The 25,141-nt window shown below is 51.8% G+C and carries 22 protein-coding genes and 2 pseudogenes; 20 read left to right on the plus strand and 4 right to left on the minus strand.

Annotated features, from left to right (window positions below; genetic code table 11):
• Positions 1-715: pseudogene (locus VGM55_RS09150) on the plus strand (hypothetical protein); the annotation flags it as partial.
• A gap of 2 nt (positions 716-717) precedes the next feature.
• A complete protein-coding gene (locus tag VGM55_RS09155; protein ID WP_331635292.1) occupies positions 718-1,290 on the plus strand; it encodes a tail fiber assembly protein in 573 nt (190 codons plus the stop codon).
• Positions 1,291-1,736: 446 nt separating this feature from the next.
• Here VGM55_RS09155 and VGM55_RS09160 read toward each other — a convergent pair whose 3' ends face one another.
• Entirely contained in the window at positions 1,737-2,273 is a 537-nt protein-coding gene (locus tag VGM55_RS09160) for an RNA polymerase sigma factor (protein WP_331635293.1), read from the minus strand.
• Positions 2,274-2,931: 658 nt separating this feature from the next.
• On the opposite strand from VGM55_RS09160, the gene VGM55_RS09165 reads away from it, so the two are divergent.
• From VGM55_RS09165 to acpS, 8 genes are all read left to right on the plus strand, one after another.
• Positions 2,932-5,493, plus strand: coding sequence for a dermonecrotic toxin domain-containing protein (locus VGM55_RS09165; RefSeq protein WP_331635294.1), 2,562 nt, complete (start codon positions 2,932-2,934; stop codon positions 5,491-5,493).
• Between the two features lie 616 nt (positions 5,494-6,109).
• Positions 6,110-7,909, plus strand: a complete 1,800-nt coding sequence (gene lepA / locus VGM55_RS09170; RefSeq protein WP_331635295.1) for a translation elongation factor 4 — start codon at positions 6,110-6,112, stop codon at positions 7,907-7,909.
• A 14-nt stretch (positions 7,910-7,923) separates the two neighbouring features.
• Positions 7,924-8,898, plus strand: coding sequence for a signal peptidase I (gene lepB, locus VGM55_RS09175; RefSeq protein ID WP_154187934.1), 975 nt, complete (start codon positions 7,924-7,926; stop codon positions 8,896-8,898).
• Positions 8,899-9,071: 173 nt separating this feature from the next.
• Complete coding sequence (gene rnc, locus VGM55_RS09180; RefSeq protein ID WP_154187933.1) at positions 9,072-9,752, plus strand: ribonuclease III; 681 nt, start codon at positions 9,072-9,074, stop codon at positions 9,750-9,752.
• Positions 9,749-10,657, plus strand: coding sequence for a GTPase Era (gene era, locus VGM55_RS09185; RefSeq protein ID WP_154187932.1), 909 nt, complete (start codon positions 9,749-9,751; stop codon positions 10,655-10,657). The genes rnc and era overlap by 4 nt, the downstream gene beginning before the upstream one ends.
• A gap of 4 nt (positions 10,658-10,661) precedes the next feature.
• On the plus strand, positions 10,662-11,399 hold the full coding sequence (gene recO / locus VGM55_RS09190; RefSeq protein WP_154187931.1) for a DNA repair protein RecO: 738 nt from the start codon (positions 10,662-10,664) through the stop codon (positions 11,397-11,399).
• A 74-nt stretch (positions 11,400-11,473) separates the two neighbouring features.
• On the plus strand, positions 11,474-12,205 hold the full coding sequence (gene pdxJ / locus VGM55_RS09195) for a pyridoxine 5'-phosphate synthase (RefSeq protein ID WP_154187930.1): 732 nt from the start codon (positions 11,474-11,476) through the stop codon (positions 12,203-12,205).
• Positions 12,205-12,585, plus strand: coding sequence for a holo-ACP synthase (acpS, locus tag VGM55_RS09200; protein WP_154187929.1), 381 nt, complete (start codon positions 12,205-12,207; stop codon positions 12,583-12,585). Before pdxJ ends, acpS begins: the two co-directional genes overlap by 1 nt.
• Here acpS and VGM55_RS09205 read toward each other — a convergent pair.
• Positions 12,582-12,842, minus strand: a complete 261-nt coding sequence (locus VGM55_RS09205) for a YfhL family 4Fe-4S dicluster ferredoxin (RefSeq protein WP_331635296.1) — start codon at positions 12,840-12,842, stop codon at positions 12,582-12,584. The genes acpS and VGM55_RS09205 overlap by 4 nt on opposite strands.
• Before the next feature lie 263 nt (positions 12,843-13,105).
• Here VGM55_RS09205 and VGM55_RS09210 point away from each other — a divergent pair, with 263 nt between their 5' ends.
• The 7 genes and pseudogenes from VGM55_RS09210 (at position 13,106) to VGM55_RS09240 (ending at position 17,180) form a co-directional block, all read left to right on the plus strand.
• Positions 13,106-13,852 (plus strand): helix-turn-helix transcriptional regulator, encoded by a 747-nt coding sequence (locus VGM55_RS09210; protein ID WP_331635297.1) that lies wholly within the window; start codon positions 13,106-13,108, stop codon positions 13,850-13,852.
• A gap of 358 nt (positions 13,853-14,210) precedes the next feature.
• The gene (locus tag VGM55_RS09215) at positions 14,211-14,546 is read left to right on the plus strand and encodes an antitermination protein N (RefSeq protein ID WP_331635298.1); all 336 of its coding nucleotides are present in this window, start codon (positions 14,211-14,213) and stop codon (positions 14,544-14,546) included.
• A gap of 52 nt (positions 14,547-14,598) precedes the next feature.
• Positions 14,599-14,898: a hypothetical protein gene (locus tag VGM55_RS09220; protein WP_154187926.1), complete on the plus strand. Its 300-nt coding sequence runs from the start codon at positions 14,599-14,601 to the stop codon at positions 14,896-14,898.
• Positions 14,898-15,389 (plus strand): lysozyme, encoded by a 492-nt coding sequence (locus VGM55_RS09225; protein ID WP_154187925.1) that lies wholly within the window; start codon positions 14,898-14,900, stop codon positions 15,387-15,389. The genes VGM55_RS09220 and VGM55_RS09225 overlap by 1 nt, the downstream gene beginning before the upstream one ends.
• Positions 15,386-15,844: a lysis protein gene (locus tag VGM55_RS09230; RefSeq protein WP_154187924.1), complete on the plus strand. Its 459-nt coding sequence runs from the start codon at positions 15,386-15,388 to the stop codon at positions 15,842-15,844. The genes VGM55_RS09225 and VGM55_RS09230 overlap by 4 nt, the downstream gene beginning before the upstream one ends.
• Before the next feature lie 50 nt (positions 15,845-15,894).
• Complete coding sequence (locus tag VGM55_RS09235; RefSeq protein WP_154187923.1) at positions 15,895-16,773, plus strand: esterase/lipase family protein; 879 nt, start codon at positions 15,895-15,897, stop codon at positions 16,771-16,773.
• Between the two features lie 153 nt (positions 16,774-16,926).
• Positions 16,927-17,180 (plus strand): annotated as a pseudogene (locus VGM55_RS09240) (bacteriocin immunity protein).
• 37 nt (positions 17,181-17,217) lie between these two features.
• Here VGM55_RS09240 and VGM55_RS09245 read toward each other — a convergent pair.
• A complete protein-coding gene (locus VGM55_RS09245) occupies positions 17,218-18,066 on the minus strand; it encodes a MurR/RpiR family transcriptional regulator (protein WP_154187922.1) in 849 nt (282 codons plus the stop codon).
• Between the two features lie 209 nt (positions 18,067-18,275).
• Here VGM55_RS09245 and yfhb point away from each other — a divergent pair, with 209 nt between their 5' ends.
• Together yfhb and tadA are read left to right on the plus strand one after the other, a co-directional pair.
• Positions 18,276-18,914 (plus strand): phosphatidylglycerophosphatase C, encoded by a 639-nt coding sequence (yfhb, locus tag VGM55_RS09250; protein WP_154187921.1) that lies wholly within the window; start codon positions 18,276-18,278, stop codon positions 18,912-18,914.
• A gap of 96 nt (positions 18,915-19,010) precedes the next feature.
• Positions 19,011-19,481 (plus strand): tRNA adenosine(34) deaminase TadA, encoded by a 471-nt coding sequence (tadA, locus tag VGM55_RS09255; protein ID WP_414648233.1) that lies wholly within the window; start codon positions 19,011-19,013, stop codon positions 19,479-19,481.
• Here the strand turns inward: tadA and mltF are convergent.
• Entirely contained in the window at positions 19,372-20,976 is a 1,605-nt protein-coding gene (gene mltF, locus VGM55_RS09260) for a membrane-bound lytic murein transglycosylase MltF (protein WP_414648234.1), read from the minus strand. The two genes, tadA and mltF, sit on opposite strands and share 110 nt — an antisense overlap.
• 194 nt (positions 20,977-21,170) lie before the next feature.
• Between mltF and purL the strand changes: the two genes are divergently transcribed.
• Positions 21,171-25,058, plus strand: coding sequence for a phosphoribosylformylglycinamidine synthase (gene purL, locus VGM55_RS09265; protein ID WP_331635300.1), 3,888 nt, complete (start codon positions 21,171-21,173; stop codon positions 25,056-25,058).
• Positions 25,059-25,141: the final 83 nt, after the last annotated feature.

Below are 25,141 nucleotides of genomic sequence, written 5' to 3' on the forward strand. Positions count from 1 at the left end.
GTGGCCTGGCGGTGGTGCCTTTCAGGGCCAGCTGGCTGACAGGCGAGCCCTGTTTTATTCCGCCGGTTACAGCGCCGGCGGGAACGTGTATCTGCCCATGACCAAAGCGACCGTGCAGACGTCGGGTACCGGGTATCAGGCCGCCATCAGCTACGGGGTGCTGGTCTCCGGAAAAAATGATTTTCCCTCTGGCTGTATTCATATTCTCGATGACCAGGGACGCGACCATATCTGGATGTTTAACCCCAATGATAACTCCTTTACCGCGAACGGCTCCATTCGCGCAGGCGCCAGCGTTTATGCAGGCAGGGCGATTTTCGAGCCTGGCGGTAATATCAATGGCGAAATCTGGGGTGGCTGGCTGAGCACATGGCTCGCTAATCAATTTACCGCGCGGGATAACAACATCAATACCCGTGCCACATGGGACTGGGCAAATGGTCAGCTTGCCGCACGGGATGACAATATTAACACCCGCTCGACATGGCAATGGGTGAATCAGCGTATAGATGAAGTTCAGAGCTGGACGCTACAGAACTTTGTATCCAGCGTGCAGCTGGGCGCGGTGATTTCCACCTGGTGGCCGGCCGCGGGCGGTGACGCGCCTGCGGGTTACGTGCTGACCGGCGGGGATTTTAATGAAGACCAGTCTTATGTTCGCTACAAACCGGTTCAGTTCTGGACACGTGGCGGGTGGGTGAATGCGCAGGGGTAAACATGCAAAATATTAAAAATTTCAGGGTTAAACAGCCCACTAAGAAAGACACTGAAAAGTACGGTGCTGCCGCTGCCGGCATTCGTTTTTTCGAGTCAGAAGACGGGCAGGACTGGTATGAGTGCCAGTCCCGGTTTGCGGATAACACGATAAAAATCATGTACGACAGCGAGAATGTGATTCGCTCCGTCATCGATAAGCCGGTGCCGGAGCGTGGCAACATTCATGCGGTTTCCATGTTTAGCCCCGAGGGGATGAGCGTTGCAGAAATCAGCGAGACGTTACCGGAGGGCTTCAGCATTAACCACGGGGAATGGGTATTCGACGGTAAAAAAGTTGTCCCGCGCAGCTGGTCGAAAGAGGAGTTAATTGCGCAGGCGCAGAAAACAAAATCAGCACTGCTTGATGAAGCCGCAGATGCGATAGCGCCGCTGCAGGATGCGGTGGATATCGAGATGGCAACGGCGGAAGAGTTGCAGGCGCTCAGGGCCTGGAAAACGTACCGCATCATGCTGAGTCGTGTGGATGTCAGTGCTGCGCCGGATGTTCAGTGGCCGGAAAAAATGAGCGGCTAAATACGCGAAAGGATCCCCCTCCACACATTTTGTACCGGAGGCTATATTTATTTCTTTTTTCTTCCCTGGCGAAAGAAGTAACGATCAAGACGGAGATATATCCCTAATGCGACGCATATAAACAGGGTAAGGAGAACGGGGACCAGCAGGCTTTTATCCGACATGGGCGAATGACTCCGGAACACTAATCAAGAAAATAGCTTAATCTGTCTGCTCTGATAGTTTCCAGAGCGTCACCAGGAGATAAAGCCCCTGCGAATTTAAGTTTATAACATACTGAGTATCAGATGGTTCTGGGTTTGTTTCAGATTATTCTGGTGATCCTGACCGCCGATTTTAGCCCACATTTTAAAAAATGAGTATGCATACTCTCACCCCGCCCATTGGTATTCATCAATCCACCGATAAAAGTGGATTGATGAACTTCTTACGGTTTCTGTGCTTATCTAAAGCATCTTATTCTTAATCAAAGCCCGGGAGCGGGAGAGGCGCGAACGGATTGTACCAATAGGTATTTTCATAACCTGAGCGACATCCTGGTAAGAGCTCCCTTCTTCCAACATAATCTTGAACATTTGCCGATTTTCCTCAGTAAGATTTTCAATTTCGTTTAAAGTTTTGCACACTAGCTCATTCTGAATATAAACGTCCTCTGGACAAAAGAACAAAGTATTTTCAAGGTCGTTGTCAAATGAGGAGAAAATGGTACCTTTTTTCTTTTCTCCATAGTAGTTTCTGATGAGGTTTAGCGCGATGCTGAATATCCATGTGGCAGGTTTCGAATGTCCTGCATAGTTGCAACGACAGAGTAGTGTTTTTAGACAGGTCATCTGAAAAATATCATCGGCATCAGCATAGTTGCTTACCCGACGACGGATAAAAGAATAAAGCTTGTTGAAAATTTCCTTAAGGGTTTCTCCCCAGACTCGATCGCACTCTTTCCTACAGCCTGGTAATTGACTGTCTATTCCCAAATAACACATGTACGCCTCCGGCGATATTGTTTATGTCCCGCATGTATTAGGGCAATTATCATGCCAGAGGTAATAACCAGATAAATCAGTTAATTAGAAATTGCAAAGGATGTTTTTGTGCAAGCTTTGATTCACAGAGACAGTGTGTCAATGAATAAACTTGCACAAAAAACTTATAAGGAGTTTTTCTCCGAACTCCCTACGTAAACATAAGGATCGTTTACAGTTGAAGGATGCGACCAGATGTATACATTGCAGACTCTGATCTCGGCATTGTTTTTCCTCGAGCTGAAATAGAGTAATTTTTTATATGCAATACATGTGGTTATTTGAAATAACACTTTGCCGCATCAAAGAAAAGGAACTGTGTCAACAAAAAAAGTACAAAACTAATACAATCAAAGAACATTTACCAAACACTCAAAGGTAAAAAATGAACATTCTAGCTACGCAATACTCAATATACTTCAGTCATAAATAATCGATCAAATCAGCCATATGGAGACAACATGTACACCTTTGATATGAACAGGTAAAATTTAATAGGATTTTAAATGCTCAAGTATGCAGATAGCTTATTTGATTAACATAAAGGTCAAAATTCTTAAGATCCGCTTCCAGAGTTTCACCCTAGAAAAGGCGTTGACCAATTTTAACGGAGAAAGTTATGTCATCATCGATTACAACAGTTGGAAACTCAGGTGTATCGTTTATAGGTCAGGGGTCAGAAGTTGAAAATATACCGGTAAAACAGCCTTTAACCAAGGAAGTTAATGCAAATTATATTAATGACATTGCAAAAAGAGAAACATTAAAGCTGGTTAACAAATTAAACTATGTTAAGGAGAAAACACCAAACCTTAGAGCGATAGCAAAGGAACTTCTTAAAGAACAGATAAAAATCAAAACTGGTATTGATGTTGATCCTGATAAACTGTGGCTTCACTCTTTCAATCAGGGGCAGTCATCCTCAACCAGTTTCACCGGCTGGGAGCACCTCTATGAAAAACCTACACATTCATTTACTTTAACTGATATGGTATTGAGGAATTTTAGCGCAAAAGAACAAATGGCATTGCCTGGTGGCTTAAATGCTTTAAAAGGGATTTATAGTGATGGGCCTGATAAAAGTAACTACGGGACACATAATGAATTCCGAATGACACCTGAACAGTTAAAAAATATTATATGGGATATGAATTTTCAAAAGAAAGTTAATGATAAGTTAAAAGACTTTTGGGGTGAAAATTCACTCGATGTTCAGGCATTAGCGAAAGCACAATTTTTGCTGGCAGCAAGAACAGCCAAAGCTTCAGGAGCAATAACCGAAGAGGATTATGGTATTGTCATGGCTGGTGCAGCATCCGATGTTTCAGAAACGGACCCTTTAAAATTTAATATATTCTATAGTAAGGCAAAGCAATCATTACCTGTCAAAGTGATGGTTTTTAATATTAACGGTCATGATGCAACAGATATTTTTTATTTTCAGAAAGGAGAGAAAATAATTTTATATATACCTGGGGAGGAGGATCCGTTTCATGTTTTTAAAAATAATCTTGCATTAAATCAATGGATTGATGAGCAAGGATCTGAACCGAATAAAATTAATAAACTTGCTAAGCATTTTTCTCTTAAGGATCGCCAGAATGGCATTTTAATGGGGGTTGATAGAGCGCTAAAAAAAATAGGCGAAGCTAAGCTTACCACTGCTAAATATTCTATAAACAAGATTTCTGGAGATGTGTTTACCCATGTTATGGAAGCTATGAGGCAGAGGAGTTACACAGATGCCGAGACTAAAATCACATCAAACAATGAAATTTTACAGAACATCTGGCTAAATGATTTGCGAGGATTTAATACCATTATCTCGCCATTATTAATTCTCTCTCCCAGTGGCGTATTTGGTTTTATTCTAGGTTCATTAGGTGCTCTGGGTGAATTAGGGATTAATATTAATAAGTCTATAAATGCTGACAGTGAAGAAGAGCGTAAGCAAGGATTTGCTAACAGTCTTCAATCTCTTTTTAATATTGTACTTTTTCATTCTATTTCATATGCATCGTCTAAATTACGAGGAGAGACTGTCAACCATGAGGTTCAACCTACTTCTCAACGTAACGGCAGTGAAAACTCAGAAAGAGGTGAATACCTGGATAGGATAATTGAAAGCTTAGATAAAGAAAATAAAATATTAGCAAAAAAAATAGATTCAGAAAAAAATAAAGGAGATAATAGTGAGGTTAGAGAACAGAAAGAAATTTTACAGCACAATAATATTGTGAGGCGTAAGCTCGAAAAAGATCGCGTAAAAATAATGATGCAACAAAATGGATATGAAATAACAGACGTGAAGGGACCAGTGGATGGATTTAAAGTATATGATATTTATGCAAAAAAAACACAAGGAAGTGATAATCTTTACGAACTCTTTTACTGGGATGAAATTCGATCCGGTATTTTCCCTTATGGGAGTGCAATTAAAACCCCTCAGTCTGGATGGATAAAGGTTGGGTTGGAAGGTGGTGGGAAATCACAGTCAAGCCTAAAGCCGAACCGACATGAGGAAATTGAAATGCAAGAAATCACAAAAACAACAACCAGCGATGTTCATAAAGAGACAATTAAATTTCCTGGAGTAAGCAACATAGAAACACAAAATAGGTTACGTAGCTTAGAGGCTAGGTTGAAACACCAAACCAGATATGATAATGAAAGCAAGCAGTATTACATTGAAACGACTTTTAAAGAGGGTGAAAATGAGCCTGGACGATTTGTAAATACTTTCTCAGAGAAAGAGTGGAATTTTGACTCAAACTATAAAAATCCTGGCAGTAATCGTCAAAGACAACCTGCGCATCAATATCAGGCGAGTGATATCGCTATTATTCAATACAATAAAGTTTCAGCAGAAAATGGTTTCTACGGTGAACTTCCTGAAAAAATTATTCGAAACAATGTTGTGAACCTAGAATTTTATACAGATTATGGAGATGCCGAATATGGTTTTAACAAAGAATTCATAGAAAGGGAAGGAGAGGATGTGGATGGTAATCATATTACTTTAATTAAAAAAGATAAATTTTTGGGTACAACAACAGGCAGGCATACGAAAAAAATCATGGACTACTTTGGGCTAACGGCCACTCAAATAAGAGTAGAGTTTGCTGACGACAGACCTACATTCATTATAGATGTAAGCGTGCAGAATGAACGGGTAGTGTGATTGTTGGCATTAATTCCCCCCCTTTCTCTCCAGCGGTTCTCCTGGCAAAATGACGGCAACAAAAAACCGGCTGGGTGGTCGGGTTGGATGTCTCATAAGTGAGAGGCGATTAGTGCAAGATTCTTCCAGCATAAGAAGAACATAATAATTGAAATTAATGGATACGCTAAATTTAGCAAAATAATCACGTAATAAACTGAAATGTGTAGTATTTTTTCTTGCCTGATCTCTCATGCTCAGGGAGAGAGATAACCCGCCATTTTCCATCCCAGAATCCAGGAACGCAGCAACGATCGCCAGTAGTGCCTTTAATCGCAAACGTGCGCATATCTGCAGACGGAACCGGAAGCTTTTCGCTAGGCCGAGGGAAGTAAATCCTCACGCCGGATATGAGATATGCTATTTATGGGATTTTTCGTTGTGCCGAGTGTTTCCTTCCCATCATCAATCAACCAGTAGTTAGTGGTAAAGCCTTTAACCCTATGACGTGGTGACGAGTTAGTCACTACCGTGTAATATGCAGGCCATTCGTTGGTGGGGTGGTTATCGTGGAGTGTCCACCGCCGTGTCCATCAAAAAGAAACAATTCGCATAGCGAGATGATAAATTCATATTTATGAAGAAGATAAGAAATTTTTCTATTATTGCCCACATCGACCACGGTAAATCGACGCTGTCTGACCGTATCATCCAGATTTGCGGCGGCCTGTCCGACCGTGAAATGGCCGCGCAGGTCCTCGACTCCATGGATCTGGAACGCGAACGTGGTATCACCATCAAAGCGCAGAGCGTTACGCTCGACTATAAAGCCGGCGACGGTGAAACTTACCAGCTCAACTTCATCGATACCCCTGGGCACGTTGACTTCTCTTATGAAGTTTCCCGTTCGCTTGCGGCCTGTGAAGGTGCGCTGCTGGTGGTCGATGCCGGGCAGGGCGTTGAAGCTCAAACTCTGGCGAACTGCTACACCGCGATGGAAATGGACCTGGAAGTGGTTCCGGTTCTGAACAAAATTGACCTGCCGGCGGCCGACCCAGAGCGCGTAGCCGAAGAGATTGAGGACATCGTCGGCATTGACGCCGCCGATGCGGTTCGCTGCTCCGCGAAAACCGGCGTTGGCGTACCGGACGTATTAGAACGCCTGGTGCGTGATATCCCGGCACCTGAAGGTGATCCTGACGCGCCGCTGCAGGCGCTGATTATTGACTCCTGGTTCGATAACTACCTCGGCGTTGTTTCCCTGATCCGCGTGAAAAACGGCACGCTGCGTAAGGGCGATAAAGTTAAAGTGATGAGTACTGGCCAGGTGTATAACGCCGATCGCCTTGGCATCTTCACGCCGAAGCAGATTGACCGTACCGAACTGAAGTGCGGCGAAGTAGGCTGGCTGGTTTGTGCAATTAAAGACATCCTGGGCGCGCCGGTGGGGGATACCCTGACGTTGTCACGTAACCCGGCAGAAAAAGCACTGCCAGGTTTCAAAAAAGTGAAGCCGCAGGTTTATGCTGGCCTGTTCCCGGTTAGCTCCGACGACTACGAAAACTTCCGCGATGCGCTCGGCAAACTTAGCCTGAACGACGCCTCCCTGTTCTATGAACCAGAAAGCTCAACGGCGCTGGGCTTCGGTTTCCGCTGTGGCTTCCTCGGCCTGCTGCACATGGAGATCATTCAGGAGCGTCTGGAGCGTGAATACGATCTCGACCTGATCACGACTGCGCCTACCGTTGTTTACGAAGTGCAGACCACGAACAAAGAAATTGTGTACGTGGATAGCCCATCCAAGCTACCGCCGTTAAACAATATCGATGAACTGCGTGAGCCAATCGCTGAATGTCACATGCTGCTGCCGCAGGAATTCCTCGGTAACGTCATTACGCTGTGTATCGAAAAACGCGGCGTGCAGACCAACATGGTTTACCACGGTAACCAGGTGGCGCTGACTTATGAAATTCCAATGGCGGAAGTAGTGCTCGACTTCTTTGACCGTCTGAAGTCCACTTCCCGCGGCTATGCGTCGCTGGATTACAATTTCAAACGTTTCCAGGCTTCCAACATGGTGCGCGTTGATGTACTGATAAATGGCGATCGCGTCGATGCGCTGGCGCTTATCACGCATAACGATAACGCGCCTTACCGTGGGCGTGAACTGGTTGAGAAGATGAAAGAACTTATCCCTCGCCAGCAGTTCGATATCGCGATTCAGGCTGCCATCGGCAACCACATCATCGCGCGTTCCACGGTGAAACAGCTGCGTAAAAACGTACTGGCAAAATGCTACGGCGGTGACGTAAGCCGTAAGAAAAAGCTGTTGCAGAAACAGAAAGACGGTAAGAAGCGTATGAAGCAGGTCGGTAACGTCGAGCTGCCTCAGGAAGCGTTCCTCGCCATTCTGCATGTCGGCAAAGACGGCAAATAATCTAAGGAGTTGGCATGGCGAATATGTTTGCTTTGATCCTCGTGGTAGCCACGCTGGTGACGGGCATTTTATGGTGTCTGGATAAGTTTATCTTTGCACCAAAACGTCGTGAAAAACAGGCGGCAGCGCAGGCTGCAACCGGTGATGCACTGGACAAAAAGACGTTGAAGAAAGTCGGCCCGAAACCGGGCTGGCTCGAAACCGGCGCTTCCGTGTTCCCGGTACTGGCGATTGTACTGGTGGTACGTTCATTTATTTATGAGCCGTTCCAGATCCCATCCGGTTCGATGATGCCAACGCTGTTAATCGGCGATTTTATTCTGGTAGAGAAGTTTGCTTACGGAATTAAAGACCCGATTTATCAGAAGACTTTAATTGAAACCGGGCACCCTAAACGCGGCGATATTGCCGTATTTAAATATCCGGAAGATCCGCGCCTGGATTATATTAAGCGCGTTGTCGGCTTACCTGGCGATCGTGTCAGCTACGATCCGCAGTCCAAAGAAGTCACCGTTCAGCCGAACTGCAGTTCCGGCCAGGCCTGTGGCAACGCGCTTCCGATCACCTATTCCAACGCGGAAGCCAGTGATTTTGTGCAGACGTTTGCCCGCCGCAATGGCAGTGAAGCGACCTCCGGTTTCTTCCAGATGCCTAAAGACCAGACCCGTGATGACGGTGTACGTCTAAGCGAACGCAAAGAGACGTTGGGGGATGTCACGCATAACATTCTGACGGTGCCAATTGCACAGGATCAGGTTGGGATGTATTACCAACAGTCGGGTCTACCGCTGGCGACGTGGATTGTTCCGCCGGGTCATTACTTCATGATGGGTGATAACCGCGACAACAGCGCCGACAGCCGTTATTGGGGCTTTGTTCCGGAGCAAAATCTGGTCGGTAAAGCGACGGCAATTTGGATGAGTTTCGAAAAACAAGAAGGTGAGTGGCCAACAGGTGTTCGTTTGAACCGAATTGGTGGCATTCATTAAACAATTAAATCCCACAAACTAACGACATCCCCTGTCGTTGTGTATAGAATATTCCCGCCTTTAAAGATTGGCTCCCGAAAGGGGGCCACGGCACACGAAACAGCGTTGGTTTCTTTTTTTCAGGTCTGTTCCGTGTGCTGAATAGTTGACGCATTCATTAATTTTGGTATCGCATGAATCCCATCGTAATAACCAGGCTGCAGCGTAAGCTGGGCTACACTTTTCAACATCAGGATCTGTTGCAACAGGCATTAACCCACCGGAGTGCCAGCAGCAAACACAACGAGCGTCTTGAGTTTTTGGGTGACTCCATTCTCAGCTACGTTATCGCGAATGCGCTGTATCACCGTTTTCCTCGCGTAGATGAGGGCGACATGAGCCGCATGCGCGCGACGCTGGTGCGTGGCAATACGCTGGCGGAAATCGCTCGTGAATTTGAGCTGGGCGAGTGCCTGCGTCTTGGGCCTGGAGAGCTGAAAAGTGGAGGCTTCCGTCGCGAATCGATTCTTGCCGATACAGTGGAAGCGCTGATCGGTGGGGTCTTCCTCGACAGTGATATTCAGAACGTTGAGCGTCTGATCCTCTCGTGGTATCAGACCCGTCTCGACGAAATCAGTCCAGGCGACAAGCAAAAAGATCCGAAAACGCGCTTGCAGGAATACCTGCAGGGTCGCCATCTGCCGCTGCCGTCTTATCTGGTAGTGCAGGTGCGTGGTGAGGCGCACGATCAGGAATTTACCATTCACTGTCAGGTGAGTGGCCTGCCTGAGCCAGTCGTAGGGACTGGTTCAAGCCGCCGTAAGGCGGAACAGGCTGCAGCTGAGCAGGCGCTGAAAAAGCTGGAGCTGGAATGAGCGAAGAAAAAACCTATTGCGGCTTCGCGGCCATCGTTGGCCGTCCGAACGTCGGCAAATCCACGCTGCTGAACCAGCTGCTTGGGCAGAAAGTTTCCATTACCTCGCGTAAGGCGCAGACCACGCGTCACCGTATCATGGGCATCCATACCGAAGGGCCGTATCAGGCAATTTACGTCGATACCCCAGGGCTGCATATGGAAGAAAAGCGCGCCATCAACCGTTTGATGAACCGTGCCGCGAGCAGTTCTATCGGTGATGTCGAGCTGGTTATCTTCGTGGTTGAAGGTACCCGCTGGACGCCGGACGACGAAATGGTGCTCAACAAATTGCGCGACAGCCGTGCGCCGGTCATTCTGGCGGTGAACAAGGTCGACAACGTTCAGGACAAGAGCATTCTGCTGCCGCATCTGCAATTCCTCGGTAGCCAGATGAACTTCCTCGACATCGTGCCAATTTCTGCGGAAACCGGAATGAACGTCGATACCATCGCCGGGATCGTGCGTAAGCATCTGCCGGAAGCTATTCACCATTTCCCGGAAGAGTACATTACCGACCGCTCCCAGCGCTTTATGGCCTCTGAGATCATCCGTGAAAAACTGATGCGTTTCCTGGGCGCCGAACTGCCATACTCCGTGACCGTGGAGATTGAGCAGTTTGTGACTAACGAGCGCGGCGGCTACGACATCAACGGGCTGATCCTCGTTGAGCGCGAAGGGCAGAAGAAGATGGTGATTGGCAACAAAGGCGCCAAAATCAAAACCATCGGTATCGAAGCCCGTAAAGACATGGAAGAGATGTTCGAAGCCAAAGTGCACCTCGAACTGTGGGTGAAAGTGAAGTCCGGCTGGGCCGACGACGAGCGTGCGCTGCGCAGCCTCGGTTATACCGACGACCTGAGCTAATCTCATGGAAGGCTGGCAACGGGCTTTTGTCCTGCATAGTCGCCCCTGGAGTGAAACCAGCCTTCTACTCGACCTGTTTTCCGAAGAGTCCGGACGCGTCCGCCTGATTGCCAAAGGTGCGCGCTCCAAACGTTCTAATCTGAAAGGCGCTTTACAGCCTTTTACCCCTCTGCTGGTTCGCTGGGGCGGCCGTGGCGAAGTCAAAACGCTGCGCAGCGCCGAAGCGGTCTCTCTGGCCCTTCCCCTTAGTGGTATCTCACTCTACAGCGGCTTGTACGTGAATGAGCTGGTGGCTCGCGTGCTTGAGCAGGAAACCCGCTTTTCCGAGCTGTTTTTTGACTATCTCCACTGTATCCAGGCCTTAGCCGGAGCTACCGGTACACCGGAGCCTGCGTTGCGCCGTTTTGAGCTGGCGCTGCTGGGGCATCTGGGTTACGGCGTGGACTTCCTGCACTGCGCCGGCAGCGGCGAGGGTGTTGATGACACCATGACCTACACCTACCGCGAAGAGAAAGGCTTTATTGCCAGCATAGTGATTGGCAACAGCAGCTTTACCGGGCGCCAGCTCAGAGCGCTTGCCGAACGCGAATTTCCGGACGCCGACACGCTGCGCGCCGCCAAACGTTTCACCCGCATGGCCCTCAAGCCTTATCTGCAGGGCAAGCCCCTCAAAAGCCGCGAGCTGTTTCGCCAGTTTGTGCCTAAAAAAACGCCACCTGAACCTTCGGATAGCTCACAGTAATCACAGAACGTAGCCAGGCTTTCCCCGGCAGGTGTACACTGCCCGGCATCTGTCTGCGAACTCTGAGGATTGTCATGGCTCAATTACTGTTAGGCGTCAACATCGATCACATCGCTACCCTGCGTAACGCGCGCGGCACGGCGTACCCGGACCCGGTTCAGGCTGCGTTTATCGCGGAGCAGGCGGGAGCAGACGGTATTACCGTTCACCTGCGTGAAGATCGCCGCCATATCACCGACCGTGACGTTCGCGTTCTGCGTGAAACCCTCGATACCCGCATGAATCTTGAAATGGCCGTCACCGAAGAGATGATCGGTATTGCCTGCCAGACGAAGCCGCATTTCTGCTGCCTGGTACCGGAAAAGCGTCAGGAAGTGACCACCGAAGGCGGCCTTGATGTCGCCGGCCAGCTGGACAAGATGCGTGATGCCTGCCAGCGCCTGGCTGACGCAGGTATTCTGGTCTCTCTGTTTATTGACGCCGACCACGCGCAGATTGACGCCGCGGTTGCCGTTGGCGCGCCTTACATTGAAATTCACACCGGCTGCTACGCGGACGCAGAAGATGAAGCGACCCAGGCCAAAGAACTGGCGCGTATCGCCGAAGCGGCGAGCTATGCGGCGGCTAAAGGATTGAAGGTTAATGCGGGCCACGGCCTCACCTACCACAACGTCCAGGCTATTGCGCGTATTCCTGAAATGCATGAGCTGAACATTGGCCACGCGATTATCGGTCGTGCGGTGATGAGCGGTCTTAAAGAGGCCGTGGCAGAAATGAAACGCCTGATGCAGGAAGCGCGTCGCTAATGGCGATTCTTGGCCTCGGCACGGATATCGTGGAGATTGCGCGCATTGAGAGCGTAATCTCCCGCTCGGGTGACAGGCTGGCGAAACGCGTGCTGAGCCAGAACGAATGGGCTCAGTATCAGGCTCATCAGCAGCCGGTGCGTTTTCTGGCTAAGCGTTTTGCGGTAAAAGAGGCAGCGGCTAAAGCGTTTGGCACCGGCATTCGCAACGGGCTGGCGTTTAATCAGTTTGAAGTGTTTAACGACCCGCTTGGCAAGCCTCAGCTGCGGTTTTGGGAAGAGGCGGAACGGCTGGCGGCAAAAATGGGCGTGCGCTCGGTGCACGTTACGCTGGCGGACGAACGTCATTACGCCTGCGCGACGGTGATCATCGAAAGCTAGAGTTTATCCGCATGATGGAGCAGCACGAACTTATCCCACAGCTGCTCTTCATTTTCTTTGTGCGCCGGGTCGCTGATAATCGTCCCGGGAATGGGGCAGACTTTCTGGCAGGTCGGGGTTTCGTAATGGCCAACGCATTCCGTGCAGCGGTCGGTATCGATCTGGTAGATAGCCTCCCCCATCGAGATAGCCTGGTTCGGGCACTCCGGCTCGCACATATCGCAGTTGATGCACTTCTTCGTAATTAATAACGCCATTTCAACCTGTTACCTGAACCCGCCGATCCAAAAGATATATTCATGTTACGCACTCGAAAAATTGCAAAAAACATGTATATTTAACCAGTATTAAGTTTGGTTAAACGAAGCTGCTTAAGCAAGGAAGTTTCGATGGCGCGCACTTTACCACAAAAGCAGATCATCCCCAATGACACTGAGCCTTTAAGTTTTGTGCTTTGTGTACTTTCAGTACGTGTTATCATTGAACTATTGGTCACGAAAAACACGGTGGGATCGTACTTATGGTACAGAGAGAACAACTGCGCGAAGCATTCTCCCGCAGGCTGGCGCAGGCCTGCAGCGAAGCAAACCTCGATGAGTTTGGGCGCGGTATGGCAATAGCGCGCGCGCTGGGCGTTTCCTCCAAGGCCGTCAGCAAGTGGCTTAATGCTGAAGCCATCCCCAGACAGGACAAAATGTACGAACTGGCGACCTTTCTTAAGACGGACGTTCTCTGGCTGCAGCACGGGAGCGAAAGTGGCTATGTCCCCGAAGGGCGTGAAAATGCGGCCCATTCAGAGGAGGCGGTAATCTACAATTTCCAGCCGCCTGAAGAGCAGGGGTTCCGCATCGATGTGCTGGATATCGAAGCCAGCGCAGGTCCTGGGCGGCTGATTTCCAGCGAAGTGACAGAAACAATCAACCACATTGTTTACGACAGCCAGGAGGCGCTGGAACTGTTCGGCCACCGTCCGGCGTCGACGATCAAGGTAATTACCGTCACCGGCGACAGTATGTCCGGTACCATTGAGCTGGGTGATTACATCTTTGTCGATATCGCCAAGGACTACTTCGACGGGGACGGGATTTACGTGTTTCTTTATAAGGGCCAGCTGCTGGTGAAGCGCCTGCAGATGACCCACGACTGCCTGCTGGTCCGTTCTGACAACCCTAAATATGCCGACTGGCGCATCAGCGAAGAGAACGAACAGCATCTCAAAATTATTGGCCGGGTGATGTATAGCCATTCGATTCGCCGTCACGCCTGAGGTAACTCATCCTTCAAGCTGCAGCCGTGTTGGCTGCACTCTCCAGCCCCAGTCACTTACCCAGGTAAGCTCCTGAGGCTGGCGCCCTTGCCGCAACTAGAATGCTAATTCTTTACAATAATAGTGTTATTAATCAATGGTTAACCATTGTTCTGAACTTTTTTCGAAATAATTCGTACTTTTGGTTCTTGACGTAATTGTACTATTGGTTCAATATCAATTCATCGGCAGGACGCACCGACTCACAAGGCAAGTGAACGCTCCTTAACATCAGGCCCTGAAAAAGGGCGCATACACCAAAGCAAGAAGCTTTGGGATATCAGAGAGATATCACCAAAGTTGATTGACAGGAGGTTGTATGGACGCACAGACACGTCGTCGCCAGCGCCGCGAAGCTAAGCAGGCCGTCTGGAAAGCCGCTAACCCACTTTTAGTGGGGGTGATGGCAAAACCTGACGTAAGGCCCATTCTCTCGTTAACCCGCAAACTTACGTCCCGGCCTGACAAAGCGCTGGAGGTCATTAACATTTATGGCCTGCAAATCATCCAGGAGGCAGAGCATCATCAGCGGCTGCGCCAGAGGTTAGACGCCAGGCAAAAAAGCGTTTATCAGGCCGCGCCGCGCACCGAATCCGGCTTACCGGAAGCGACCGGCAAGCAAACCCAACGCGGAAAATCTATTCCGCTGATTTAACACCGCTTCTTTACCCCAACGGCAGTTCGACACTTCAACCGAAGGTTCTCCCATGAATGACCAACCCGCAAATCTGGTCACGCAGTCTTTTGCGTGGCTGGCGGCGCTTGCCGCCGGTCTGGGTATCACGACACAGGATATGGTCTACATGATATTCGGACTGCTTAGCGTACTTATTTCACTGGCTTCGTGGCTGGGGGGCAGGATGGATGCCCGCCGACAGCACCTTGAAGACCAAAAGCGCACCCGTATCCTCCAGACGCTGGTGGATGACTTGCATACCCTAAACCGAGCCGAGCAGATTGAGATTATCAGGGCAGTCAGCGAGGTACTGAAAAAGGCAGGCAGCTAATGGCCCTCTCCCCTGGACTCAGAAAAGCATTATTCGGATTGTCAGGGGCGGGCGCTCTGACCATCGCAGGCTCGATACTGCCCGAACTTGAAGGCATGAGCTACACGCCTTATCACGACGTCGCCGGGGTGCTCACGGTGTGCTACGGCCATACCGGCAAAGACATTATTCCCGATAAAACTTACAGCTCATCAGAGTGTAGGGCCTTGCTTGATAACGATCTCCGTCCCGCAGCGCAGGTGGTCTCAATAGCGGTTACCGTCCCTGTTAGTGAGTACCAACGCGCGGCATTAATCAGTTTTACCTATAACGTCGGCACGACTGCTTTTCTGCACTCCTCCGTGCTCAGGACGTTAAACGGCAGAAATTACGAGCAGGCCTGCGCTGGCTTGAAAAAATGGATATGGGCGGGCGGTAAACAGTGGCAAGGGCTTATCAACCGCCGTGAGGTGGAGTATCAGCTTTGTACCTGGCCGGAGGCGGAAAAATGAAGCCGGTAACCACGATTGTGCTGGCGGTTTTTGCCCTGCTTATCGCCAGCAGCTGGTGGTTTCATCAGCGCTATGATGTTCAAAAGCAAAGAGCTGAGACTGCTATACAGCAGCTTGCTCAACAGAAGACTGCGCTGCAAAACCTTGTGCAACGCCAGCGGGCGGTCGCGGGGCTTGATGCTCACTATAGCGAGGAGTTAACCGATGCCAGGCTCACCATTGAAACTCTGCAGCGTGATGTGGCTGCTGGCGCTCGGCGGCTGCGCGTCAGCGCAACCTGCAAAACAGTGCCTCGTCCCACCTCCACCACCGGGCTGGATGATGCTGGCGCCCCCGGACTTACTGACGCCGCTGAACGGGATTATTTTCGTCTCCGGGAGCGCATTGAAACGAGCAACAAGCAGCTAGCGGGGCTGCAGGAGTACATCCGCAACCAGTGCCTTATTAACCCCTGAAGCCTCGCTAAGCGAGGCTTTTTTATTCCTACGTCAAAGAGGTCATTCCTATGTCTACATCCCTGAAGTACCCGATTGTTCTGGTCCACGGTCTGTTCGGTTTCGACAAAATTGGCGGGATCTATCCCTACTTCTACGGCATCAAAGAGGCGCTGGAGAAAGCCGGAGCGAAGGTCTACATCGCCACGATTTCCGCGTTGAACAGCAATGAAATGCGCGGTGAGCAGTTGCTGGAATTTGTGCGTAAAGTTCTGGCCGAAACCGGTGCGGCGAAAGTTAACCTGATTGGCCACAGCCAGGGGCCATTGGCCTGTCGTTATGCGGCGGCAACTCATCCCGAACTTATCGCCTCGGTCACTTCCGTGAATGGCGTTAACCACGGCTCAGAAGTGGCCGATCTGGTTCGCCTGGCGCTGAAGCCTGGGCATCTGCCGGAGTCAATCGCTAATGCCGCTCTGTCGGCCTTTGGCCAGCTGCTTTCTGCCCTGGCCGGTGAGCCTCGCCTGCCTCAATCCGGCGTCGACGCCCTGGATGCGTTGACCAGCGAAGGCGTGGCTGCCTTTAACAAGAAATACCCGCAGGGGCTTCCGGCAGAGTGGGGCGGCCAGGGGAAAGAGCTGGATAATGGCGTTTACTACTACTCATGGAGCGGGATTATCGACTACAACCCGTTGAATCAGGGGGCGAACAATCTCGATCCGCTGCACGTGGCCATGCTGGCGTTTTCCATCCTGTTTACCAACGAGCGTTTCCAGAACGACGGCCTGGTCGGCCGCTACAGCAGCCACCTGGGCAAAGTGATTGGCTCTGATTATTCGCTGGATCACGTCGACGCCATTAACCAGCTGGCTGGCGTGGTTGCCAACAACACCGATCCGGTAAAGCTCTACGTCGACCACCTCGCTCACCTGCAGGCGAAAGGGCTTTAAGCCTGAACTTAAACTGTCCAACTTTATGGAATCAGTTCAGTTGGGCGGTTTTTTGAATATTTATCTGATGTATTAGCGCCCGTTAACTTTTCAGCCTGCGGGCGCTAAACCATACATCAACACGTCATATTGAAATTCATGAGGGAAATCAAAATGGCGAGTAAAACTTTGGCAGATTGTACAGAACAAGATTTCATCATTGTTGTTGTAAAATAAAGAAAAAAGAATTTTCTACCGAGGCTGAACATGATGAGGTTCTTTATCAGTTTCACCAATTGACCGAACATCCAGACGGGCGGGATCTGATTTACCATCCTGAACCTGGTGCTGATAACTCTCCATCTGGTATTGTTAAAACGGTAAAAGAATGGCGAGCTCAAAACGGCAAGCCGGGATTTAAGTCTTAACGATCACAACTGGTTTCCTCGTCGCCGGGAGCCAGGGCTAAACCAGCTTCTTCACCAGCGCCTCGCTCTGGCGGATCCTCTCCGGCGCGTTTTCCAGATCCTGCTGCACCAGAGCCATAAATAGCAGGTCGGTCAGCATCATCTGGGCGCTGGTGGAGGAAATAGCCGCGCTGCGCGTGGCCTGTTCTTCTGCGATGGTGTAGAGACACAAGCTGGCGCGCTGCTGCAGGGCGTTAGGCGTGAATCCGGTCATCGCGAGGATTTTCGCGCCTGCGTTCAGCGCTTCATCGGCCGCCAGATTGATCTCCCGACGTTCGCCCGAATAGGAAATGGCGAGCAGCACGTCTTCCGGGGTCATTGCCTGTACGGTCGCAAGCAGAGCATGCATGTCCTGCTCGGCGACGGCGTGAATGCCAATCTTCATCAACTTCCACGAAAAATTCTTCGCTACCAGGCCTGATGCGCCTATTCCCACCAGCAGCACGCGCCGCGCATTGCGCAGCAGCGAAACGCTCGCCAGCAGCTTCTCTTCCGCATTGATATCCAGCGTGGCGTGCATCGCCGCGATATTCTCTTTAATCAATTTCTCCCCAACAAGCCGCAGCGGATCATCCCCTAATATTTGGTTGTGTACCGGGACGGAGTGAGGGTTTTGGCCGCTGGCGAGCGCTTCGCTGATGGCTAACTTCATCGCCGGAAAGCCTCTGAACCCCAGTTTCTGCGCGAATTTTACGACGCTCGACTGGCTAACGCCGGCTTCTTCCGCCAGCTGCTGTGAACTGAGATGGCGTGCTCGATCGGGCTCAGCGAGCAGGAAGTCAGCGAGCTTGCGGTCACTCTGGGCCAGCATGGCGTAACGGCTTCGAATGCGCAGTAAACAGTTCATTTCACCTCCGGGACGGCAATTCCGATGACGGGTTGCCATTATAAGCATCTGAGCGAATTATAAATTCCATTATAGAACAATGTTATCGAATTAAATATTCTGACGTGCCGTGTGAACCCGACCAGGGTGGCTCGCGGAAAACTACGGGGCTATCTGTTAGGCTTTAAGGGAGCACCATTTTGTGAACGCGAGTCTTAAAGGAGCCCGTATTGACTACCCACAACCCGCGCCGCGTCGTCTTTTTTGACCTGGATGGCACCTTACATCAGCAGGATATGTTCGGCAGTTTTTTGTTTTATCTCCTGCGGCGTCTGCCGCTAAACGTGCTGCTGGTGGCTGTATTGCTACCTCTGATCGGAGGCATGATGCTGATTAAAGGGAGCGCAGCCCGCCAGCCGATGAGCATCCTGCTATGGGGCGCAACGTTCGGGCGGAGCGAGGCCCGGCTGCAGCGGATGCAGAACGATTTTGCTGCCTGGTTTCGCAAGAAGGTGAAGGCATTTCCCGTTGTTCAGCAGCGGCTCACTGACTACTTGCTCAGCGCGGATGCTGACGTCTGGCTGATAACAGGTTCACCTCAGCCGCTGGTTGAGAAGGTCTATTGTGATACACCGTGGCTGCCTGAGGTGAAGCTTATTGCCACCCAGATTGCGCGAGCACACGGAGGATGGGTCGTCACCCTGCGTTGTCTGGGCCATGAAAAAGTGGTTCAGCTGGAGCAGCACATAGGTGCCCCGCTGCGGCTTTATAGCGGCTACAGCGACAGCCATCAGGACAATCCACTGCTCTATTTCTGCGAGCACCGCTGGCGCGTCACGCCTCAGGGAGAGCTCCAGCAGCTCGAGTGAGGGCGTTTCGAATCCGGTAAGCGGTGTGTATAATGCGCCGCCCACTTATGCGCGGAGAGCGTTGTGTCAGAGACAGAATTTACCCATGAACACTGGATGCGCCATGCTTTAACGCTTGCCCGGCGTGCATGGGATGAAGGGGAAGTGCCCGTTGGCGCGGTATTAGTGCATAACAGTCAGGTGATAGGCGAAGGCTGGAACCGGCCTATCGGTCGCCACGATCCTACGGCTCATGCGGAAATTATGGCGCTGCGCCAGGGTGGACTGGTACTGCAAAACTATCGTCTGCTGGATACCACGCTCTACGTCACCCTCGAACCCTGCGTCATGTGTGCGGGAGCCATGGTTCATAGCCGCATTGGCCGCCTGGTGTTTGGCGCGCGTGATGCCAAAACGGGCGCAATTGGCTCGCTGATGGACGTTCTCGGCCACCCTGGGATGAACCATCAGGTGCAGGTTAGTGAAGGGGTGCTTGCGTCAGAGTGCTCAGCCATGTTGAGCGATTTTTTTCGCGCACGTCGTCTTGAGAAAAAGGCGCTAAAGGAAAAGGGCCGTAAGGCGGAGTAGCCATTTCTACCGGGGTTACTGCAGGGTAGGCCTCGGCAAACCTCTCTTCCTGTGCGGCCTTTTTCTCTTTCTCCTGCAAATACCCTTCCAGACTTAGTTGATACTTGCGTATGTTTTCCACGTACGCATAAGCCTCGTGCCCACGGGCATAGCCATATGTTGTTTTACTGTAGTATGGCTTGAGGCTCAGCAGCGGCAGACGTGTCTTAACGTCTGCCCAGCTGTCCGGATTTCCTTTTTGCTTCGCCGTCAGCTGGCGGGCATCCAGCATATGGGCGTAACCCATGTTATAAGCCGCAAGCGCGAACCAGATGCGCTCATATTCCGGTACCGTGGCAGGCACTTTGCTCATCATATCTTTCAGATAACGGCTGCCACCGCTAATGCTCTGCTCGGCATCGAGTCTGTCGGTGATCCCAAGGCTTTGGGCCGTGTTTTTAGTCAGCATCATCAAGCCGCGTACGCCGGTAGGGGAGGTAGCATGAGTATCCCAGTGGGACTCCTGATAGGAAATGGCTGCCAGCAGCGGCCAGTCGATTTCGTCGGCGTACTTTTCGAACAGGGGCTGAAGATCCGGAAGTACGGAATCAACTGAATTAAGGAAAGTGCGGGTATCGACATAATCAAAATCGCCGATATGACCAAGGTATTTTTCCTCAAGTCTTGCCAGCGTGCCGTCGCTGCTAATCTGATTATAGAAATCGAGCAGCGCGGCGCTCATGCTGTCGTCGCTGCTACGTGTTGAAAACCAGGTGACGGGCTGTTCGTCGGTAACGTCGAGTGCGACGGCCAACTGAGGATGAACTCGCTGGAAAAGGCTGATGGCGATGGAGTCGGAAATCGTAAAGGCAATGTCGCCGTCCACAACCTGCTGTAACAGCTGATTACTGGTCTGTTTGGCGTCAATACTCCAGCTCAGATCGGCGTACTGGCTCTCTTTGAGCTTTTGAAGATCGCTGACTACTGCCTGGCCTGAAGACAGCACCAGCTGCGAGGGTTTTACGCCGCCGAGCGTTTTCGGGCGCGGACTCCCAACGCGATACACCATCTGCTGCGAGACGGAATAATAGGTTGGTCCGGCCTGATAGTCGCGGCTGCGACTGGAGTTATACACCAGGCCTGCTGCGAGCAGGTCGGCGTTATCATTATCCAGGTCATCAAACAGCGCGTTAATATTTGGCCGCACGACGATTTTTAGTTTTACGCCCAGATAGTCTGCGAACTGCCTGGCGAGTTCATAGTCAAGGCCGGTGGCTTTACCGTTAATCATCGTCCAGGTAAGCGGCGATGAAATTGTACTGACGCGCAAAACCCCCCGCGCTTTAATCGCGGCGATGCGGTTTTCGGTCTGGTTCAAGCCTGGAATGGAGGGCCATAATGCCACTGCCAGCAACAAGGTGACGACACCGATAAGCAGATAATTAATCTTTATTCTTTTCAAATAGATAACATTCTGCAGCAGGTTAAGTCTCAGCCAACAATAAACATGATTTATATGAACCCTGTAAGTGGATGAAACGCATTTTGCGTAAGAAAACGCCAGTAAGCAACTTTTAAGAATATATCGTTTAATTTTCGTGCAATAAAAACTTCTGCTGTTATTTCTACGCAAACGGTTTCGTCATGGCGGAGGATTCTCTATAATGACGCCCGTTTTCCCCCCTTCGCCCTGAAGACGAGAGATCTTTAATGATGGAAATTCTGCGTGGTTCGCCTGCTCTTTCGGCATTTCGTATTAACAAACTCCTGGCCCGTTTTAACGATGCTAACCTCCCGGTAAGCGACATTTATGCCGAGTATGTTCATTTTGCCGACCTCGATGCACCGCTGAACGTTGATGAGCATGCCCGCCTGCAACGGCTGTTGAAGTATGGTCCAACCCTCGCAGAGCATACGCCTGAAGGAACTTTACTGCTGGTCACACCGCGCCCTGGCACCATCTCCCCCTGGTCTTCTAAAGCTACCGACATCGCCCACAACTGCGACCTACCTCAGGTTAAGCGCCTTGAGCGCGGCGTGGCCTGGTACATTACCGGCAGTACGCTGACCGCTGAGCAACTGCAGGAGGTTGCTGCGCTACTGCATGACCGCATGATGGAGAGCGTGTTTACTTCCCTGAACGATGCAGAGCAGCTGTTTGCACAACACCAACCGGCTCCGGTGCAGAGCGTTGACCTGCTCGGCAAAGGGCGTAACGCACTGGTAGAGGCGAATATCCGTCTGGGCCTGGCGCTGGCGGAAGACGAAATCGACTACCTGCAGGATGCGTTCAGCAAGCTTGGGCGCAACCCGAACGACATCGAACTGTATATGTTTGCGCAGGCGAACTCCGAACATTGCCGTCATAAAATCTTTAACGCCGACTGGATTATCGACGGGCAGAAACAGACCAAGTCACTGTTCAGGATGATCAAAAATACCTTCGAGAAAACGCCGGATTACGTGCTGTCTGCCTATAAAGACAACGCAGCGGTCATGGAAGGTTCGGCCGTCGGCCGTTTCTTCGCCGACCGTGAAGCGGGGCGCTATGACTTCCATCAGGAAGAAGCGCATATTCTGATGAAGGTTGAAACCCACAACCACCCGGCCGCTATCTCTCCGTGGCCGGGCGCGGCAACCGGCTCCGGCGGTGAAATCCGCGACGAAGGCGCTACCGGGCGTGGCGCTAAGCCAAAAGCGGGCCTGGTCGGCTTCTCCGTTTCCAACCTGCGCATTCCGGGCTTTGAACAGCCGTGGGAGCAGGACTTTGGTAAGCCAGACCGCATTGTTACGGCGCTGGACATCATGACCGAAGGCCCTCTGGGCGGGGCGGCATTCAACAACGAATTTGGCCGTCCGGCGCTGACCGGCTACTTCCGTACCTACGAAGAGCAGGTTAACAGCCACAACGGGGTGGAGCTGCGCGGTTACCACAAACCTATCATGCTCGCCGGCGGTATCGGCAACATCCGCGCCGACCACGTGCAGAAGGGCGAAATTACCCCTGGCGCTAAGCTCATAGTGCTGGGTGGTCCGGCAATGAATATCGGTCTGGGCGGCGGAGCTGCCTCGTCAATGGCCTCCGGCCAGTCCGACGCCGATTTAGATTTTGCTTCCGTGCAGCGCGACAACCCGGAAATGGAACGTCGCTGCCAGGAGGTTATTGACCGCTGCTGGCAGATGGGCGAAGACAACCCGATTCTGTTTATCCACGACGTTGGTGCCGGCGGTCTTTCAAACGCCATGCCGGAGTTGGTCAGTGACGGTGGTCGCGGTGGTCGCTTTGAACTGCGCGACATCCTCAACGATGAGCCGGGCATGAGCCCGCTTGAAGTCTGGTGTAACGAATCTCAGGAGCGCTACGTGCTGGCCGTTGCCCCAGAGCAGCTGCCGCTGTTTGACGAACTTTGCCGCCGCGAGCGCGCGCCGTATGCGGTGATTGGCGAAGCGACCACTGAGCAGCACCTGACGCTCAACGACAGCCACTTTGATAACCAGCCTATTGATATGCCGCTGGACGTGCTGCTGGGTAAAACGCCGAAGATGGAGCGTAACGTCGAGACGCTGAAAGCGAAAGGCGATGCCTTCAACAGCAGTGAAATCTCTATTGCCGATGCGGTGAAACGCGTTCTGCATCTGCCGACTGTAGCTGAAAAAACCTTCCTCGTGACCATCGGCGACCGTACGGTAACCGGTATGGTGTCCCGCGATCAGATGGTTGGCCCGTGGCAGATCCCGGTAGCAAACTGCGCGGTCACTACCGCCAGCCTGGACAGCTACTACGGCGAAGCAATGTCTCTCGGCGAACGTGCGCCGGTTGCGCTGTTGGACTTTGCGGCCTCCGGTCGCCTGGCCGTTGGCGAAGCCCTGACGAACATCGCGGCAACCCAAATCGGTTCCCTGAAGCGCATCAAGCTGTCTGCAAACTGGATGGCCGCAGCCGGTCACCCGGGCGAAGACGCTGGCCTGTATGAAGCGGTTAAGGCCGTGGGCGAAGAGCTTTGCCCGGCACTGGGGATAACCATCCCGGTCGGCAAAGACTCCATGTCGATGAAAACCCGCTGGCAGGAAGGGAACGAGCAGCGTGAGATGACTTCTCCGCTGTCGCTGGTGATTACCGCCTTTGCTCGCGTTGAAGATGTACGTGGCACCGTTACGCCACAGCTGAGCACCGAAGATAACGCCCTGCTGCTGATCGATTTAGGCAAAGGCCACAACGCGCTGGGCGCCACCGCGCTGTCTCAGGTTTATCGCCAGCTTGGCGACAAACCTGCGGACGTGCGCAGCGTTGAGCAGCTTAAAGGCTTCTGGGACGCGATGCAGGCGCTGGTTGCAGACCGCAAACTGCTGGCCTGGCACGACCGCTCCGACGGCGGTCTGCTGGTCACTCTGGCGGAAATGGCCTTTACCGGCCACTGCGGCGTAGATGTTGATATTGCAAGCCTTGGCAGCGATCGTCTGGCCGCATTGTTTAACGAAGAGCTGGGCGGCGTGATCCAGGTTCGAGCAGAAGATCGTCAGGCGGTTGAGGCGCGGCTTGCTGAACACGGGCTGGCAGACTGCGTGCATTATCTTGGTAAGGCCGTTGAAGGTGACCGCTTCACCATCAGCGCTGATGGCCACGCGGTATTCAGCGAAAGCCGCACCACGCTGCGTATGTGGTGGGCAGAAACCACCTGGCAGATGCAGCGCCTGCGTGATAACCCGGACTGCGCCGACGAAGAGCACAATGCGAAGGCTAACGACAACGATCCTGGCCTGAACGTGAAGCTGAGCTTCAATATCAAAGAAGATATTGCGGCCCCGTACATCGCAACCGGCGCACGCCCTAAAGTGGCTATCCTGCGCGAGCAGGGCGTTAACTCCCACGTTGAGATGGCCGCCGCCTTCCACCGTGCGGGCTTTGATGCCATCGACGTTCACATGAGCGACCTGCTGGCAGGCCGCACCGGCCTGGAAAGCTTCCACACGCTGGTGGCGTGCGGCGGCTTCTCTTACGGTGACGTGCTGGGCGCCGGGGAAGGCTGGGCGAAGTCCATCCTATTTAATGCCCGCGTACGCGATGAGTTTGAAACCTTCTTCCATCGCCCGGAAACGCTGGCGCTTGGCGTCTGTAACGGCTGTCAGATGATGTCCAACCTGCGTGAACTGATTCCAGGCAGTGATTTGTGGCCGCGCTTTGTGCGTAACCAGTCCGACCGTTTCGAAGCGCGCTTCAGCCTGGTTGAGGTGACTTCAAGCCCGTCTCTGCTGCTGCAGGGTATGGCCGGTTCCCATATGCCTATCGCGGTTTCTCATGGCGAAGGTCGCGTTGAAGTACGTGGCGCCGCTCATCTTGCTGCGCTTGAGAGCAAGGGGTTGGTGGCGCTGCGCTTCGTGGATAACTTTGCGAACGTGACGGAAACCTACCCGGCTAACCCGAACGGCTCGCCGAACGGGATCACGGCGGTGAGCAACGAAAGTGGGCGTGTCACCATCATGATGCCGCACCCTGAGCGCGTGTTCCGTACCGTGAGCAACTCCTGGCACCCGGCAGAGTGGGGCGAGGACAGCCCGTGGATGCGTATCTTCCGCAACGCGCGTAAGCAACTGGGCTGATTACTGTCTCCCAACCCTCTTCCTAAATGGGAGAGGGTTTTTAAGATGGCGAAATTTTTTGGGGCAGGCTTTAGCAATCAGAA

It is taken from the genome of Cedecea sp., from assembly GCF_036500665.1.
Classification (GTDB): domain Bacteria; phylum Pseudomonadota; class Gammaproteobacteria; order Enterobacterales; family Enterobacteriaceae; genus Cedecea.